At 62.3% G+C, this 14,400-nt stretch carries 14 protein-coding genes; 1 reads left to right on the plus strand and 13 read right to left on the minus strand.

Annotated features, from left to right (window positions below):
* The first annotated feature begins 307 nt into the window (after positions 1–307).
* Positions 308–1,381 (plus strand): HNH endonuclease signature motif containing protein, encoded by a 1,074-nt coding sequence (locus tag HMPREF2808_RS01285; RefSeq protein WP_070623212.1) that lies wholly within the window; start codon positions 308–310, stop codon positions 1,379–1,381.
* Positions 1,382–1,446: 65 nt separating this feature from the next.
* On the opposite strand, the gene HMPREF2808_RS13430 is transcribed toward HMPREF2808_RS01285, so the two are convergent.
* The 13 genes from HMPREF2808_RS13430 to mraY form a co-directional block, all read right to left on the minus strand.
* Positions 1,447–1,617, minus strand: coding sequence for a hypothetical protein (locus HMPREF2808_RS13430; protein WP_168162406.1), 171 nt, complete (start codon positions 1,615–1,617; stop codon positions 1,447–1,449).
* Positions 1,618–1,723: 106 nt separating this feature from the next.
* The gene (locus HMPREF2808_RS01290; RefSeq protein ID WP_070623215.1) at positions 1,724–2,854 is read right to left on the minus strand and encodes a DivIVA domain-containing protein; all 1,131 of its coding nucleotides are present in this window, start codon (positions 2,852–2,854) and stop codon (positions 1,724–1,726) included.
* A gap of 168 nt (positions 2,855–3,022) precedes the next feature.
* Entirely contained in the window at positions 3,023–3,334 is a 312-nt protein-coding gene (locus tag HMPREF2808_RS01295; RefSeq protein WP_070520150.1) for a YggT family protein, read from the minus strand.
* Positions 3,335–3,545: 211 nt separating this feature from the next.
* Positions 3,546–3,968: a cell division protein SepF gene (locus HMPREF2808_RS01300; RefSeq protein ID WP_070519876.1), complete on the minus strand. Its 423-nt coding sequence runs from the start codon at positions 3,966–3,968 to the stop codon at positions 3,546–3,548.
* A gap of 69 nt (positions 3,969–4,037) precedes the next feature.
* On the minus strand, positions 4,038–4,751 hold the full coding sequence (locus HMPREF2808_RS01305) for a YggS family pyridoxal phosphate-dependent enzyme (protein WP_070623218.1): 714 nt from the start codon (positions 4,749–4,751) through the stop codon (positions 4,038–4,040).
* The gene (gene pgeF / locus HMPREF2808_RS01310; protein ID WP_070519871.1) at positions 4,752–5,492 is read right to left on the minus strand and encodes a peptidoglycan editing factor PgeF; all 741 of its coding nucleotides are present in this window, start codon (positions 5,490–5,492) and stop codon (positions 4,752–4,754) included.
* Between the two features lie 24 nt (positions 5,493–5,516).
* Positions 5,517–6,881: a cell division protein FtsZ gene (gene ftsZ / locus HMPREF2808_RS01315; RefSeq protein WP_070596842.1), complete on the minus strand. Its 1,365-nt coding sequence runs from the start codon at positions 6,879–6,881 to the stop codon at positions 5,517–5,519.
* Between the two features lie 206 nt (positions 6,882–7,087).
* Positions 7,088–7,747 carry a cell division protein FtsQ/DivIB gene (locus HMPREF2808_RS01320; protein ID WP_070533311.1) on the minus strand — a complete coding sequence of 220 codons (660 nt, stop codon included), beginning with the start codon at positions 7,745–7,747 and terminating at the stop codon, positions 7,088–7,090.
* Positions 7,740–9,230, minus strand: a complete 1,491-nt coding sequence (gene murC, locus HMPREF2808_RS01325; protein WP_070623221.1) for a UDP-N-acetylmuramate--L-alanine ligase — start codon at positions 9,228–9,230, stop codon at positions 7,740–7,742. The genes HMPREF2808_RS01320 and murC overlap by 8 nt, the downstream gene beginning before the upstream one ends.
* A 39-nt stretch (positions 9,231–9,269) precedes the next feature.
* Positions 9,270–10,355, minus strand: a complete 1,086-nt coding sequence (gene murG, locus HMPREF2808_RS01330; RefSeq protein ID WP_070623224.1) for an undecaprenyldiphospho-muramoylpentapeptide beta-N-acetylglucosaminyltransferase — start codon at positions 10,353–10,355, stop codon at positions 9,270–9,272.
* A gap of 29 nt (positions 10,356–10,384) precedes the next feature.
* Positions 10,385–11,866: an FtsW/RodA/SpoVE family cell cycle protein gene (locus HMPREF2808_RS01335; RefSeq protein WP_070533317.1), complete on the minus strand. Its 1,482-nt coding sequence runs from the start codon at positions 11,864–11,866 to the stop codon at positions 10,385–10,387.
* A 19-nt stretch (positions 11,867–11,885) separates the two neighbouring features.
* Positions 11,886–13,277: a UDP-N-acetylmuramoyl-L-alanine--D-glutamate ligase gene (gene murD / locus HMPREF2808_RS01340; RefSeq protein WP_070623227.1), complete on the minus strand. Its 1,392-nt coding sequence runs from the start codon at positions 13,275–13,277 to the stop codon at positions 11,886–11,888.
* Positions 13,274–14,386, minus strand: coding sequence for a phospho-N-acetylmuramoyl-pentapeptide-transferase (mraY, locus tag HMPREF2808_RS01345; protein WP_070519857.1), 1,113 nt, complete (start codon positions 14,384–14,386; stop codon positions 13,274–13,276). The genes murD and mraY overlap by 4 nt, the downstream gene beginning before the upstream one ends.
* Positions 14,387–14,400 lie beyond the last annotated feature (14 nt).

A 14,400-nucleotide genomic window follows, 5' to 3' on the forward strand; every position in this document is an offset into this window, starting at 1 on the left:
CCCCCCCGCTTGGGCGCCGAGGCGCCCCGCTTCGTTGATGTGAAGGAGATGACGGTCCCTACCCGCCCGGTTCTAATAATGCGACGCTCACGCGCCTCACGTTCTTCCGGAATGCTCCCCGGTGATAGCCGGCTCACTGCATATAGCTCCAAAGTATAACCGAGGGGTCAAGTTTTCACAGGCGCAGGTTCCCGTGAACCCCAAAATAGAAACGACAGTGCACAAAAGAGGTGCCTGAGAAACAGTTTTCCACAGGAACATTTTTTCTAATGCGCGCAGCTCAGAAGGTGTTTTATTCTCCACAGATATGAACGCGCTACAGACTTTCCTCAACGCACTCGGGGCCGGCATCGATGTCATCGCCGAGTGCGAAGGCATGTCTGAAGCAGACCTCATCGCCGCCGGTTCCCCAGACAAAACTGCCGCGCAGTTGGTGCGGATGCACACGAGCTTCTTTGGCAAGACCGCCATGACCAAGATGCAACGTGATGCGGTGAAGGCTGCGCGCCAGCGCGGCCACTCATTGCCCACTCTGGAAGTCATTGACCGCTATGCCCGCAAAGCCAAGACGCAGGCATTGGGCTGGAAGCTGCGCCTAGAGTTGTGTCGGACCAGCGCCGATACCCTCGCGATGGAAACACTGGCGAAGAAGAGGCTCAAGGAGCACTCGGCTCCGCCCGCACCGAAGGAGGGCGTGACCATTTACCGCCGCCGCAATGCACCGTGGACGATGGCAATCACAGGCCCCGCGCAAATGATTGCAGAGCTTAGCGACGCCGTCGACCGCGAACGTCCCCTCGAATCCATCCGCGAAGCCTTCTTCAAAGGCGCCGCCCCGCGCCGCGGTTTGCAAACCAATATCTTGGTCCCGCTGGATGCAATGACGAAGATTCTCAACGGCGACGGCGAGGAAATCACGCTGCAGATGACCAACGGCGCAACGATGACCGGCGCGGAATACCTCAACAAGGTCCTAGCCGAAGAGATCGACCTCGATGGCGCGCTCGCGACTCTCTTCCACCCCTATCACGGGCCGGTCAATCTCTACTATGAGGAGCGCTCCGCCAGCATCAAGCAACGCATCATGGCCATGGCCGAGTTCCCGGTCTGTGCTTGGGGCTCCTGCATGAAGCCCGCCGATGAATGCCAAGTTCACCATCTCATCGCGTGGAAGAACGGCGGGTATACCAACCAGGAAAACCTGGTGATGCTGTGCCCATATCACAATGGCGTGAACCAGGACGATCCGAACGCGCCACCGGGACGCGGCCGCATGGCCCGGGTCAACGGAACGGCCATGAGAACGTACGGTCCCCTCCCGCCGCCCACGCCTCTGCAAGCGCCTCCCGGGCTATTCGACGCCCTGGAGAGAGACGACTAGGAGCGACACAACTAGGTGTCTTCCCAGAAAAAGCCCTCCACCCAGAACTACTCCTGGGGCGAGGGCTACTCGTCGTGCTTGCGGCGCAGTTTAATCACGGTATCTGCGATGAACAGGACAATGCCCACCCCCGCAGAAGCAAAGAGCAGGTACAGAGACCACTCAGCGGCGGAGAGGATGTAATTCACGAACGCCAAGAAAGCCACAAAGGCCAAAAGCAATGCACCAATAAGCATGCGCGCTCTCCTTCCCCGTCACTGCCTGAAAATCAATACCTACTGAGAATACATACCCACAGAAAAGAATAACGGCGCCCCCGCAGGGACGCCGCTGATTCAGTGATTAATTGTTGGACTTGCCGGCTTCACCGTTAGGAGCAGCGGTGCCGCGGGACTCCAGCTCCTCAAGCTGAGACTGCAGCAGCGTCTTGAGGCGAGTACGGTACTCGCGCTCGAAGGTGCGCAGCTCGGAGATGCGAGCCTCCAGAGCGGTCTGCTGCTGCTTGACCGTGTTCATGACCTCGGTGTGCTTCTTCTCGGCATCGGCCTGCAGCGCAGCTGCCTTCTCCTCTGCCTGGCGAATCTGCGCCTCGGCGCGGGACGTAGCGTCGGACTCAGTCTGCTTTGCCTTGTTCTCAGCGTCCGCCACCAGCTTCTTGGATCGGGTATCGGCCTCCTGCAGCTGAGCTTCGTAGCGCTTCTGGGCGTCCGCGAGCTGGGCCTTGGAGTGGGAGTCAGCGTCGGCAAGCTGCTTCTCTGCCGCCGTGCGGGCCTCAGCCAGCATGGACTCGGAATCAGCCTTGGCCTCGCTGGTGAGACGGTCCGCCATCTCCTGAGCCAAGCCCAGCACGCGGGCTGCCTGCATATGAGTATCCGGGGTAGCCAGGCCCTGTGCGTTGGACTGGGCAGCGCCCACACCAGCCACGGCAGCGGCGGAAGAGGCGGTGGTGGAGGCTGCGGAGTTCTTCTTTGCGGACTCCAGCTCCTTCTTCGTGTTCGCCAGTTCCTTCTTGGAAGCCTCGAGCTCGCGCTTGGCGGCGGCAGCTTCCTCGCGAGCTGCCTTGAGCTCGGCGGAGTTGTCCTTTGCCTGAGCAGCCGGTGCCTGGGAAGACTGTGCCTGAGCAGCCTTTGCCTGCTCCTGCGCACGCTTCGTCTCTTCCTTGGCCTTGGCAATCTCATTCTTGGAGTCAGCCAGCTTTGCCTCGTACTCGGCGCGAAGCTTGGATTCAACTTCCTTGCGCACAGCGGCCTCGTCGACCTTAGCGGCAGTAGCGCCGCCAGCGGCGCCGGCCGAAGTCTGAGACTTCAGTTCCTCAACCTGGGCGTGGAGATCATCGTTCTCGTCCTGCAGCTGAGCAAGAGCATCCTCAACGAGGTCGAGGAACTGATCTACCTCATCCTCGTTGTAGCCACGCTTGCCAATTGGCGGCTTGCTGAAAGCGACGTTGTGTACATCAGCGGGTGACAGTGGCATTGACTTCTCTTCCCCTTACGAATCGGTCAAACCTCTAGAGGCTCCAGAGGCCGGGTACATATGCGGTTAATAATACGGATTTTGCTAACTCATTGTATCCGAATCAACACATTATCTAACGCTGGCACGAGTCTCAACGTTAACAGGAGGGTTTAATACACCCGTTAGTTACACAGCAAGTCCGCTGGGGCCGAAAAATAGCCACGAAATCAGTTGCGAAAGAATGGACAAAAGCAGGAACAAAACAATGATGGAAACGTCCAGCGCAACGCCTCCCAACTGCAGCGGAGGAATCACCTTTCGCAGCGCCTTAACCGGCGGGTCAGTGACTACGAAAAGCACCTCTGCAACCATCATGAACCAGCGGGGTGGATTGAATTGGCGCGAAAAAGATTGAATCATTTCGATGACGATTCGCGCTAACAAAATCCACGAGTAAAGACTCACGGCAACGAGGAGAATTGAACCTAAAGCATTCACAGTGCCCGAGCCTATCCGAACCACCCCCGCTAACGGTATTCCCCTGCCCTCCGGTTCGCGCTCGGCGAACATGAACGGCTAATCGTCGGCTGAACTATCCCCGAACTCAGTTCGCCGCCGGCCCCATAAATGCGAAACCGCCCCATCGCTTCCCCTCCCCTAAGCCAACACGGGAGAAAAGAAATCGATGAGGCGGTAGAACGCGACGTACTTAGCGCAGATGCGCTGCGCGCTCCAGCTCAACAGTGGAGATATCGGCGCCCTTCGGCACGATGGCAAACACCTTACGGCTGGTGTCCACGCCCTTGGTCAGGTTCTTCATGCGGCCCTCCAATGCAAAGCAGAGGCCAGCGGCAAAGTCGACGAAGCGCTTTGCGGAGCCACGGTCAGCGTCAGTGAGCTCGAAGACCACTGCGTCACCGTCGCGGAAAGGGCCACCGACCTTCGCTGCATCGTCGAAAGAGACGAGCGACAGCGCCACGATGGTCGGGACAAATTCCTCTTCCGGCTTCTCGTAGGAAGGTGCATACGCCGGAGCGCTGTAGCTGCGCTCGTCAGCGTAGTAAGCATCGTCGGTGTCCATGTCCATCGGGCCCAGCCCGAAGAACTCTTTAGTCCTATCAATCAGTGACATTCTGGGTCTCCCTCTGACCTAGTGTGTGCTGTTCATTTGCTGTCTTGTAATGCACTTTTGCAATGTCAATTAACCTAGCGGGCGAGCTCCCATGATTCCGGTTCCGACACGCACGATATCCGTTCCAGATGCAATCGCCGCCTCCAAATCTGCGCTCATTCCGGCTGACATTTTTAAAGCCCGTCCGAGCTTCGCCGCGACCTCGTCGGTCAGCGCCCTTACCCGAGCGAATACCTCCGCAGGCTCGCTCTCCAGTGGAGGAACCACCATGAATCCCTGCAGCTGCACATTCTCCAGCTCTTCAACGACATCCACCAGAGCGGGGACATCCTCCAGCGGACATCCGCCGCGTGCGGTATCGCCATCGGCGGAAACCTGAATAAATGCCGGAAGGGTGTCCTCGCGTTGCCCGCGTTCTTGTGCAAGCGCCACTCCTCGGTCCAGCGCCCGGGCAAGCTTTTCTGAGTCAAGGGAGTGCACGCTGTGCGCCCAGCGGGCGACGTGGTTCGCCTTTTTGGTTTGAATCTGGCCGATCATGTGGAAGCGAATCTCGGGCAGCGCCTCTGCTTTGGCGCGCGCCTCCTGCTCACGGTTTTCTGCTACATCCGCAATTCCCAGCTCCCCCAGCAGCGCTATGTCCTCTGTCGGGTGAAATTTCGTCACCGGCAGCAGCTGTGGCACGGGACGGTCATACGTGGCGGCGAAGCCTCGAATCTCAGCGCGGGTGCGCTCCAAACCGGCCCGTAGTTCTTCGCGACGCTCAGCGGGGTCCTTGCTAGTCATTTAATCCTCCAACCAAATCACACCGGATTGACGCCCGGTGACGCCCTCGCGGCGATAAGAAAAGAATTCAGTGTCTTCGATCGTGCAGCGCGGATCCGACTCAATGGCCGTAACTCCCATCCCCATCAGCTGGCGAATCAGGCCGGCGCGCACGTCAACTCCCCACGTACCAGACGAGGTGCGAGTCTTGGAGCCGGGCAGGTGCTTCTCGACGTCTTCCGCCATCTCCTCCGGCACCTCATAGTTGCGTCCAGAAGCAGCAGGCCCCATAAGTACCTGGATCGACGCGGGAGTCGCCCCCAGCTCAACCATTGCGTTCACGGTGTTCCGGACGATTCCGTTGCGCGCGCCTAGGCGTCCGGCGTGGGCGGCGGCGATGACGCCCGCGGAGACGTCGACAAGCAGCACCGGTGTGCAATCAGCAACGAGCACGCCTAGCCCCAAGCGCTTTTCGGTGGTTACTACGGCATCGGTGGCGGGGACGGGTTCGCGGACACCGCGGCGTTCGGCCCCCACCACCGTGACCGTGTTGGTGTGGAGCTGTTCCATCCACACGATGTCCTCTAGACCCGTGGCGCGGAGAAGCCGCTCACGGTTGGCGGTCACGGCCTCGGGCTCATCACCAACGTGATCGCCCAAGTTGAAAGAGTTATAAGGGGACGACGACGCCCCGCCGGCACGGCTGGTGAAAACCATGCGGACGGGGCGTTGTGCTACGTGTGCTTCCTCGTTTACTGGCATGCACTCCAGAGTAGCGGGCTGGGACTAACGCATGAAGGACGGCACGTCGAGATCGTCGTCGCCATCATCATCGAAGTCGCGGCCACGGCGCTCAGCGGGGCGCGAGAGGCGGTACTCGTCATCGGCGCCGCGGCGGTACTCCTCACCGCGGAAGCGATCCGAGGTAGTAAACAGTCCGCTGGACGGGGCCGGCTCGGCCGGCTGCTCGCGCTCGTAGGAGTGGCGCGGGGTGTACTCTTCGCGCTCGATACGCTGGGCGTCGACACGCTGCGGCTCGGCGCGGGTGTAGTCCTCACGCGGGGCCTCGGCGCGGGATGCGGCGGGGCTTTCCGCCTGTGCCTCGGCGCGGTTCTCAAAGAGGGAACCCGGGCGGGCAGCCGGGGTGGCCTGCTGGCTCTGCGGTGCAGCCTGACCGGGCTGCGCCGGCTGCGTAGTCATGTTGGCCTGTGCGTCGAAGCCGGTGGCGATGATAGTGACGCGAACCTCATCACCGAGGTTATCATCGATGATGGTGCCGAAGATGATGTTGGCGTCTTCGTCGGCGCGCTCCTCCACCATGGAGGCGGCTGCGTTGACCTCGTGGAGGCCCAGGTCGGAGCCACCAGCGATGGACAGTAGAACGCCCTTGGCGCCTTCCATGGTCGACTCCAACAGCGGGGAGTTGATGGCCTGCTCGGCGGCGTTGAGCGCGCGGTTGTCCCCACGAGCGAAGCCGATACCCATGAGGGCGGAGCCGGCATCGGACATAACGGAGCGAACGTCCGCAAAGTCGACGTTGATCATGCCAGGAATGGTGATGAGGTTGGTAATACCCTGAACACCATTGTGCAGAACTTCATCGGCGGCGCGGAAGGCCTCGACGATGGACAGCTCCTCGCCGCCCAGCTGCATGAGGCGGTCATTCGGAATAACGATGAGGGTATCGCAGACCTCGCGCAGCTCTTCGATGCCAGCCATGGCCTGACGGGTACGGCGCGCGCCCTCAAACTTGAATGGGCGGGTAACGACGCCAACGGTCAGCGCACCCATCTTCTTCGCGATGGACGCCACGACGGGGGCCGCGCCGGTGCCGGTTCCGCCGCCCTCGCCGGCCGTCACGAAGACCATATCGGAGCCTTGGAGGGCGTCTTCGATTTCGGTCTTGTGATCCTCCGCGGAGGTCTTGCCCACCTCCGGGTTGGCGCCGGCGCCGAGGCCGCGGGTGGCCTCGCGGCCGATGTCGAGCTTGGTGTCCGCATCGGAGAAAATCAGCGCCTGGGAATCGGTGTTGATGGCGACGAACTGGACTCCCTTGAGCCCTTCTTCGATCATGCGGTTGACAGCGTTGACACCGCCGCCGCCGACGCCGACGACCTTGATGTCCGCGAGGTTGTTGCTAGATGAGATCATACGAGGGTCTCTTGCCTTTCGAATAAGCTTTTAATGTAAACGAGGAGGCGCCTCTTTTCGCGAGAGGCGTTTACATCCATCTTTAACGACAACGGGGTAATTTCGGCGCACATTTTGCCGCGTGTCGGTACCCTCAACCTCTACTTTAGGGTTGCTGACATGCGGTTTTCTTAACAAGCGCCACACCCGTCCCACTCGCGACGGACCTAGCGGCGAGTCACCAGCGTCGGGTTGGAAATGTTCCAGGAATCACCCTCGAGTTTGAGCACATCCTCGAAAGCGATCGCCTTGTTCTTGTTGTCCTCCGAGGCACCCCAAAAGATGGTCTTGTTGTCCTTGGTTCGGAACGTCAGCGAGTACCTATCCTTGACCTCGAGGGCCGATACCTTTTCCCGGATTGGAGCGGGAAGGGCCGCTACGGCATCGACGGCCGCTTGCATTTCCGGGGAACCGGAGTCGGTGTGCCCGGTGACTTCCACGGCTTCGGGCGGCGCCTCGGCTTCCACGAATTCCTTGCCGTGGTTATCCACTAGAACGGTGCTGTCACCGTCGCGCACGAAAGCCACTGCCTCATGCTCGACGATTTCAATGTGCACCGTCGAGGGAAAAGCCCGCGACACCGTTGCGCTTTCCACCCAGGGGATCTCCGCCACGCCCTGCGCGGCCTCGCGAGCGTCCAGGCGCGCAAGGTTCGCGCCCTTAGGCACGCCACTGGCCTGTTCCACATCCTCAGCCGTGACATGGTCATTTCCCGCTACCTCGAAGGACTTCACCGTGAGGATCGGGAAAAGCCACACCGCTGCGGCAGCGATCACCGCTACGAGAAGGACCGCGCCCACCACGAGCGCCCCAGCCTTTTTAGACATTCGGTTCCTTCGGCTCCTCCGCCTCGTCCTTATTCCCCAGCTCGGACAGAATCTCGCCAGCCACATAGGTAATCGTGCCCGCGCCGATGGTCAGGACGATATCGCCGGACTGCGCCAAGGAGATGACGTCGCTGGCGGCTTCGGAGAAATCGGGCTCGAAGATAACCGGCATGTCTTCCGGCATCTTGTCGGTGATGATGCGGGAGGTAATGCCCTCAACCGGTTGCTCGCGAGCGCCGTAGATGTCGAGGACGACGGCGGCGTCGGCAAGCGCCAGCGCCTGGGCAAATTCGGCGTCGAACTTCATCGTCCGGGAGTACAGGTGTGGCTGGAAGCAGGCGATGACGCGCGCGCCCTCGCCCTCCGCTTCCGCCTTTGCGCGTGCCGCACCGAGAACTGCGGAAACCTCCGTGGGGTGGTGCGCATAATCGTCGAAGACGCGGATGCCGCGCTCGCTTCCGCGGTACTCAAAGCGACGGCGCACGCCCGTAAAGTCGGTCAAGCCCGCGGCGAGCTCCGCCGGATCCCCGCCAGCGAGCGCACCGGCCAACAGGGCAGCAGCCGAATTAAGCACCATGTGATGGCCGGGGACGTGCAGGTCATAGCTCAGCTCCTGCGGTGCCTGGCCCGGCAGGGTCAGGCGAACGCGGACGTGCGCGCCGACGGCAGAGACTGTCTCCTCCACAACCTCAGCCGCGAGGGGCACCGAAGAAGCAGCGTCTGCCTCGCCGCGCGCGCCATAGCCCAGCACCTGAATACCGCGCTCAGCGGCACGCTCACCGGTGGCGGCCGCCTGCGCATCCTCGAGGCAGACGACAAGGTAGCCGCCGTCGACAATGCGGTCGGCGAAGTCATCGAAGACCTGGTAGTAGCTCTCCGCGGTGCCGAAATAATCGAGGTGATCGGGCTCGATGTTCGTAATCACGGCCACGGATGGGCTGTAGCGCAAGAGCGAAGCATCGGACTCATCGGCCTCCGCCACGAAGGCATCGCCCGTACCGCCGTGTGCGTTCGTACCAGCACGGTTCAGCTGTCCACCGATAGCGAAGGAAGGATCCAGCCCCGCCTGTTGGAGCGCGGATACCGCCATGGACGTGGTCGAGGTCTTTCCATGGGTTCCGGCAAGCAGCACCTGGCGGTGGCCTTCCATCAACTCGGCCAATAGATCGGAACGGCGAATAACCGGAATACCGGCGGCGCGCGCGGCAGCGAGCTCAGGATTATCCTGCGGGATGGCGGCGAAGGAAGTCACGACAACCGTCGGCTTATCGCCGGCCATTTCAAGGTTCTCGGCCGCATGCCCAATGGCAATGTGCGCGCCCATTGTGCGGAGGACGTCAACAGCCGTCGATTTCTTAACGTCCGAGCCGGTGACGACCGCACCCCGGCTGACCAGGATGCGCGCGAGACCGGACATGCCGGAGCCTCCGATACCGACAAAGTGAACGCGGGACAGGTCCGTGGTGGAGGGGGTGTCAGTCATAGTGAAAAAATCCTTCTTTAATAAACCTGTACTGTGCGCCTAATCGCGGACGCCGGCGGCGACGCGTTGCGCGATGCGGTCAGCGATGACAGCCGCAACGTCGCCGGCCTCGCTGGCATCGGCAGCGGCACGCATGGCTGCCAGGGCCTCGGGGTGGTCAAGAATAGCGCGAACTTCTCTGATAAGGCGCTCCGAGGTCAACTCGGCGTCCGGAATCTGGACCGCGGCCCCCGCCTCCACCAATGCCCGCGAGTTCAGCGCTTGCTCGCCATTGCCGTGCGGCAGCGGCACGTAGAGCGCGGGTAGACCGGCGGCGGAAACCTCGGCCACGGTCATTGCACCGGAGCGGCACACCATGAGGTCAGCAACCGCGAGCGCGCCAGCCATGTCATCGATATAAGGCACCGCCGTGTAGTGTTCGCGCCCAGCCTGCGCCTCGTTCTTCTTGCCATAAGCATGCAGCACTTGAAAATCCCGGCACAGGTCTTCGAGTGCGCCGGCCACGGCAGTGTTGATGCTCACCGCGCCCTGCGAACCGCCGGTCACCACGATGGTCGGGCGATGTGCGTCCAGGTTCCAGTTCTGGCGAGCAGCTGCCGCCTTTGCGCCGTCGGGGTCCTCCCCCATGCCCGGCCGCACGGGGATGCCCAAGACATCCCCGGGCATCCCAGAACCTTCTTGCGCGTTAATGCCCGTGCCGCCCAAACGCACGCCTAACTTGTTCGCCATGCCGGCCAGGGCATTGGTTTCGAGAACGAAGAACGGAATGCCTAAGGACTTGGCCGCCAAATAGGCCGGGGCGGCGACATAGCCGCCGGTTCCAAACACGACGTTGGCCCCAACGTCTTTGAGCACCACGCGGGCTTCGTGCACGGACGTGAGGATGCGCCAGGGCAGCTTCACAGCGTCAGCGTTGATCTTGCGCGGGACCGGGACGGGGGTAATCATGCGCAAATCGACTCCACGCGCCGGCACAATATCGCGCTCCAATCCGCGTGGGGTTCCCAATGCGGTCACCCGCGCGCCGTGGCGTAAGCGCAGCTCCTCCCCCACCGCGAGCGCGGGTTCAATGTGACCGGCAGTGCCGCCACCTGCGATAACGACGGAAATCGGCGTGTCATTCATGCTCTACACGCTACCAGCGCGGCCCCGCCCTACCGACGCTCGCCGCGCCGACGCTCTCGGCGGTACTCCCGCCGCTGCTCCTCACGCGGTGCCTGCGCACGCGGCGGGCGCCCCGTCACAGCGCGTCCAAACCTTTCCTCGCGGCTGCGCTCCACCTGTCGTTGGGAATGCTCGCGGCGCACGCGCTGAGGGTGCTTACCCTGCGCGCGTTCGCGCGGGGCTCGATGCGCTCCGCCGCGGCGCTCGTTGGGCGGCGTCGGCTCGGGGATGAAGAAAATGCGGTCGAAGAGCGGGCGGCCAAAGTTCTGCATCGCGGACACTTGGAGCGGCTCATGGCGCGCCACGTTGCACAGCAGACCCATCGAACCGATCGTAATCACCGCAGCCGTACCGCCCGCGGAAATCATCGGCAGCTGAATACCCGTCACCGGCAGCACGCCGATGACATAGCCAATGTTGATGAATGCCTGCACGACAACACCGACCGCCAACGTGGCGGCCAGCAGGGACTGGAACTGATCCTGCGCGCGGGTTGCGGTACGCAACCCAAAATAGCCCAGCACGGCAAAAAGCCCGATGACCATGGCACCGCCCCATAGACCCAGTTCCTCGCCAATGATGGCGAAGACGAAGTCATTCTTCGCTTCTGGGAGGTAGAACCACTTAGCGCGCGATTGGCCGAGGCCCACGCCCCAGAAGCCGCCGTCGGCAAGCGAAAGGAAGCCCTGGTAAGCCTGGAAACCTGTACCTTGCGTGTCCTCAATGTTTCCGCGCAAGGCATCGAAGTAGGTGTGGAAGCGGTGCGAGCGGAAGCCACCGGCTAGGAAAACGGTGATCATGCCGATAGCGCCGAAGATGCCGACGACGGTGGGAACGCGCCAATCCACGCCTGCGAAAACCAGGGTAAAGACAACGATGAGGGCAAAGGATACGCCCATGCCCAAGTCACCCTGAGCAACGATAAGTACGAACATGATGCCGGCGATGATGGAGTACATCATGAATGGATCCGTCAGGCGCATCGAGCGATGCGTCTTATCCGCCAGCGCCGAGGCACCGTACATGCCCACAGCCACACGCGCGAACTCTGAAGGCTGGAAGGCCACGCCTCCCGGCAGCATGATCCATGACTGCGAACCGACCTCCGCGCGGCCAGTACCGATCCCGGGAACGAGGACGAGGATGAGAAGCAAGATGGACAGCCCCAAGAACCAGGGCACGAGCACCCGCAGCGTGCGTGGTGACATGCGCAGGCCAATCCAGAACACAATGAGGCCGGCGACGACGAGCACGCACTGACGCAGGGCGGCTGACCACGGGCTATCGCTTTCTGAAAGGGACGTCGCCATCGACGAGGAAAAGGCCATGAGCACGCCAATGCCAATGAGTGAAAAGATGGCAATACGCAGCACCAAGTAATCGAGCCCGGGATAAGCGCGCAGGCGCTCACGGAGATCACGCAGGTGGTGTCCCAGCGTGCGTGGTGGCTTCTGGGTGCTGGTGGCAGTCACGGCTTCTGGGTGCTCCTAGCTAGCGGGCGAGACGGCGGGCAGCGGCGGCAAAGATGTCGCCGCGCTGGCTCATTCCGGTGTACATGTCCAACGATGCCGCAGCGGGCGCCAAAAGTACGGTATCGCCGGCCTCGGCGTGTTGCACGGCGGCGGCAACTGCCTGCTCCATTGCTGCTTCTGGGTCGTGGCTATCCACGATCACGACGGGGACGTGCGGCGCTTCCTTTGCTAGGGCTTGCGCAAGCACATGCTTGTCGACGCCCACCAGAACCGCCGCCTTCAACCGCGCCGCGTGGGTGCGCAGTAGGTCCGAAACGTCGGCGCCTTTGAGCTGACCGCCGGCGACCCACACCACGGAGTCGAGACCACGCATGGCTACCTCCGCGGCGTGCGGGTTCGTGGCCTTTGAATTATCGATGTAGGTCACGCCAGAGTGGCGGTGAACGACCTCTCCGCGGTGCCCCGCCACCACATAGGAGGCGAGGCCTTCGGCGATGGACTCGGGGCGCGCGCCGGCGAGAGCGGCAACCGCAGAGGCAGCGGCAGCGTCCAGCACCCCGGCCAGGCCGGCGGGCTGGATGGTGGTGACGTCCTCGACGACGGCGGCCTTCATCCCAGCGACCTCGTTCACCACGAGGCTTCCAGCGCTAACTCCCACCTCACCCGCAGCGGGCTCGGCGTGGCTAAAGGCAGTCGCTTCCGGAATCGAGGAGGCGAGAGCTACAACGTGCTCGTCATCTTTTCCGTAGACAGCGTGCTGCCCGCGCAGGTTCTTGGCTTTGTCGGCGGCGTAGGCATCGAAGGAACCATGCCAATCCAGGTGATCATCGGCGAGGTTGAGCAGCGCTCCCACCTCCGGGCGCAGCTGGGAGGACCAGTGCAGTTGGAAAGAGGACAGCTCCGCCACGAGGATGTCCACGCGGGGCTCAGCGGCCAGGGCATCAAACGGCGAGACGCCGATATTGCCTACCGCTTGTGCGCGCTGGCCGGAGCGCTGTTCGTCGGCAGCCATGATGGCGGCGAGCATGCCGGTCGTCGTGGTCTTGCCGTTCGTACCGGTTATCGCAAGCCAGCGGCGAGGGGCGCCGAAGACCTCTGCGCGGTCGAGGCGGTAGGCCAACTCAACATCGCCGATGACCTCAAGGCCCTGGGAATCGGCCGCGACGAGCAACGGCGAGTCGGGGCGCCATCCTGGTGAGGTCACGACGAGCGAGTACTCCGAAAGGTCAACCGCAGCCGTGTCTACGGCAGCGACGCCCAGCTCGGAGGCGATGCGGCTGCGGGATTCCGCATTGCCGTCAGCCACCGTGAGGTCCACGCCCAGGCTGGCCAAGACCGCCGCGCAACCGCGACCAGATACGCCTGCGCCGGCGATAAGGACACGGCCGGAAAGAAATCCTGGACGCGTCATGCTCCGACTCCAATGCCCGCAGCGGTCAGCCAATCACCGTAGAAGATGGCGACGCCGGCCATAGCCGCCATGGCGGCCAGCAACCAGAAACGGACGACGACGGCTGTTTCTGCCCAGCCACCATTCTCGAAGTGGTGGTGGATCGGAGCCATACGGAAGAAACGCTTGCCGGTGGAGTGGAAGACCACGATTTGGATGACAACGGACACCGTCTCGATGACGAAGAGCGCGCCGATGATGATCATGAGCAGCTCGGTGCGGCTGGTGACGGAGATGCCGGCGACCAGACCACCCAGCGCCAGGGAGCCAGTGTCTCCCATGAAGATCTTTGCCGGGGCGGCGTTCCACCACAGGAACCCGAGGCAGCCGCCCAAGCCCGCAGCCGCAAGCACGGCCAGATCGAGGGGATCGCGCACTTGGTAGCAGCCGGCGGCGAAGTTGGTGGCGCAGGAGTACCGGAATTGCCAGAAAGTCATCAGCGAGTAGGAGCCCATGACGATGGCCGTGACACCGGCCGCAAGCCCGTCGAGGCCATCGGTGAGGTTGACGGCATTCGACCACGCCGCGATGAGGATGTACATGAAGATCAAGAACACGATGGTTCCGATCACGGTGCCGCCGACGGCGAGGTCAAAAGTCTTCAGGTCACGGATAAAGGACAGCTTCGTGGAGCCGGGGGTCAGGCCATCATCATTGGGGAAGCGCAGAACAAAGAAGCCGAAGAGCAGCGCCAGCACGAGCTGGCTGACGAGCTTTGCGGTCTTGTTGAGGCCGAGATTGCGGTGCCGGAAGAGCTTGATGAAGTCATCCGCAAACCCCACTGCGCCAAGTCCCAGCGTCAAACCAAGAACGAGGAGACCCGACGCGGTGAAGCCCTCATGCCCCGTCAGGAGCCCGTAGATGCTGGCAACGAGATAGGCCACAAGGATGCCGGCCAGGATGGCGAGTCCACCCATCGTCGGCGTACCGCGCTTGCGCAGGTGGGACTTGGGACCGTCTTCACGGATCTCCTGTCCGCGGCCAGTGTCGGAAAAGTACCGGATAAGAACCGGGGTGGTAAAGATCGCCACGAGGAAGCTAACCGCACCAGCGATGATGATCTGAGTCACGAGCTTGAAGTCCT

Source organism: Corynebacterium sp. HMSC078A10, from assembly GCF_001811565.1.
Taxonomy (GTDB): Bacteria; Actinomycetota; Actinomycetes; order Mycobacteriales; family Mycobacteriaceae; genus Corynebacterium; species Corynebacterium hesseae.

Excerpts from the sequence above, each read along its gene's own strand:
- HMPREF2808_RS01285 (WP_070623212.1), top strand. The coding sequence starts at position 308 with ATGAACGCGCTACAGACTTTCCTCAACGCACTCGGGGCCGGCATCGAT.
- HMPREF2808_RS13430 (WP_168162406.1), bottom strand. The coding sequence starts at position 1,617 with ATGCTTATTGGTGCATTGCTTTTGGCCTTTGTGGCTTTCTTGGCGTTC.
- HMPREF2808_RS01290 (WP_070623215.1), bottom strand. The coding sequence starts at position 2,854 with ATGCCACTGTCACCCGCTGATGTACACAACGTCGCTTTCAGCAAGCCG.
- HMPREF2808_RS01300 (WP_070519876.1), bottom strand. The coding sequence starts at position 3,968 with ATGTCACTGATTGATAGGACTAAAGAGTTCTTCGGGCTGGGCCCGATG.
- HMPREF2808_RS01305 (WP_070623218.1), bottom strand. The coding sequence starts at position 4,751 with ATGACTAGCAAGGACCCCGCTGAGCGTCGCGAAGAACTACGGGCCGGT.
- pgeF (WP_070519871.1), bottom strand. The coding sequence starts at position 5,492 with ATGCCAGTAAACGAGGAAGCACACGTAGCACAACGCCCCGTCCGCATG.
- ftsZ (WP_070596842.1), bottom strand. The coding sequence starts at position 6,881 with ATGATCTCATCTAGCAACAACCTCGCGGACATCAAGGTCGTCGGCGTC.
- HMPREF2808_RS01320 (WP_070533311.1), bottom strand. The coding sequence starts at position 7,747 with ATGTCTAAAAAGGCTGGGGCGCTCGTGGTGGGCGCGGTCCTTCTCGTA.
- murC (WP_070623221.1), bottom strand. The coding sequence starts at position 9,230 with ATGACTGACACCCCCTCCACCACGGACCTGTCCCGCGTTCACTTTGTC.
- murG (WP_070623224.1), bottom strand. The coding sequence starts at position 10,355 with ATGAATGACACGCCGATTTCCGTCGTTATCGCAGGTGGCGGCACTGCC.
- murD (WP_070623227.1), bottom strand. The coding sequence starts at position 13,277 with ATGACGCGTCCAGGATTTCTTTCCGGCCGTGTCCTTATCGCCGGCGCA.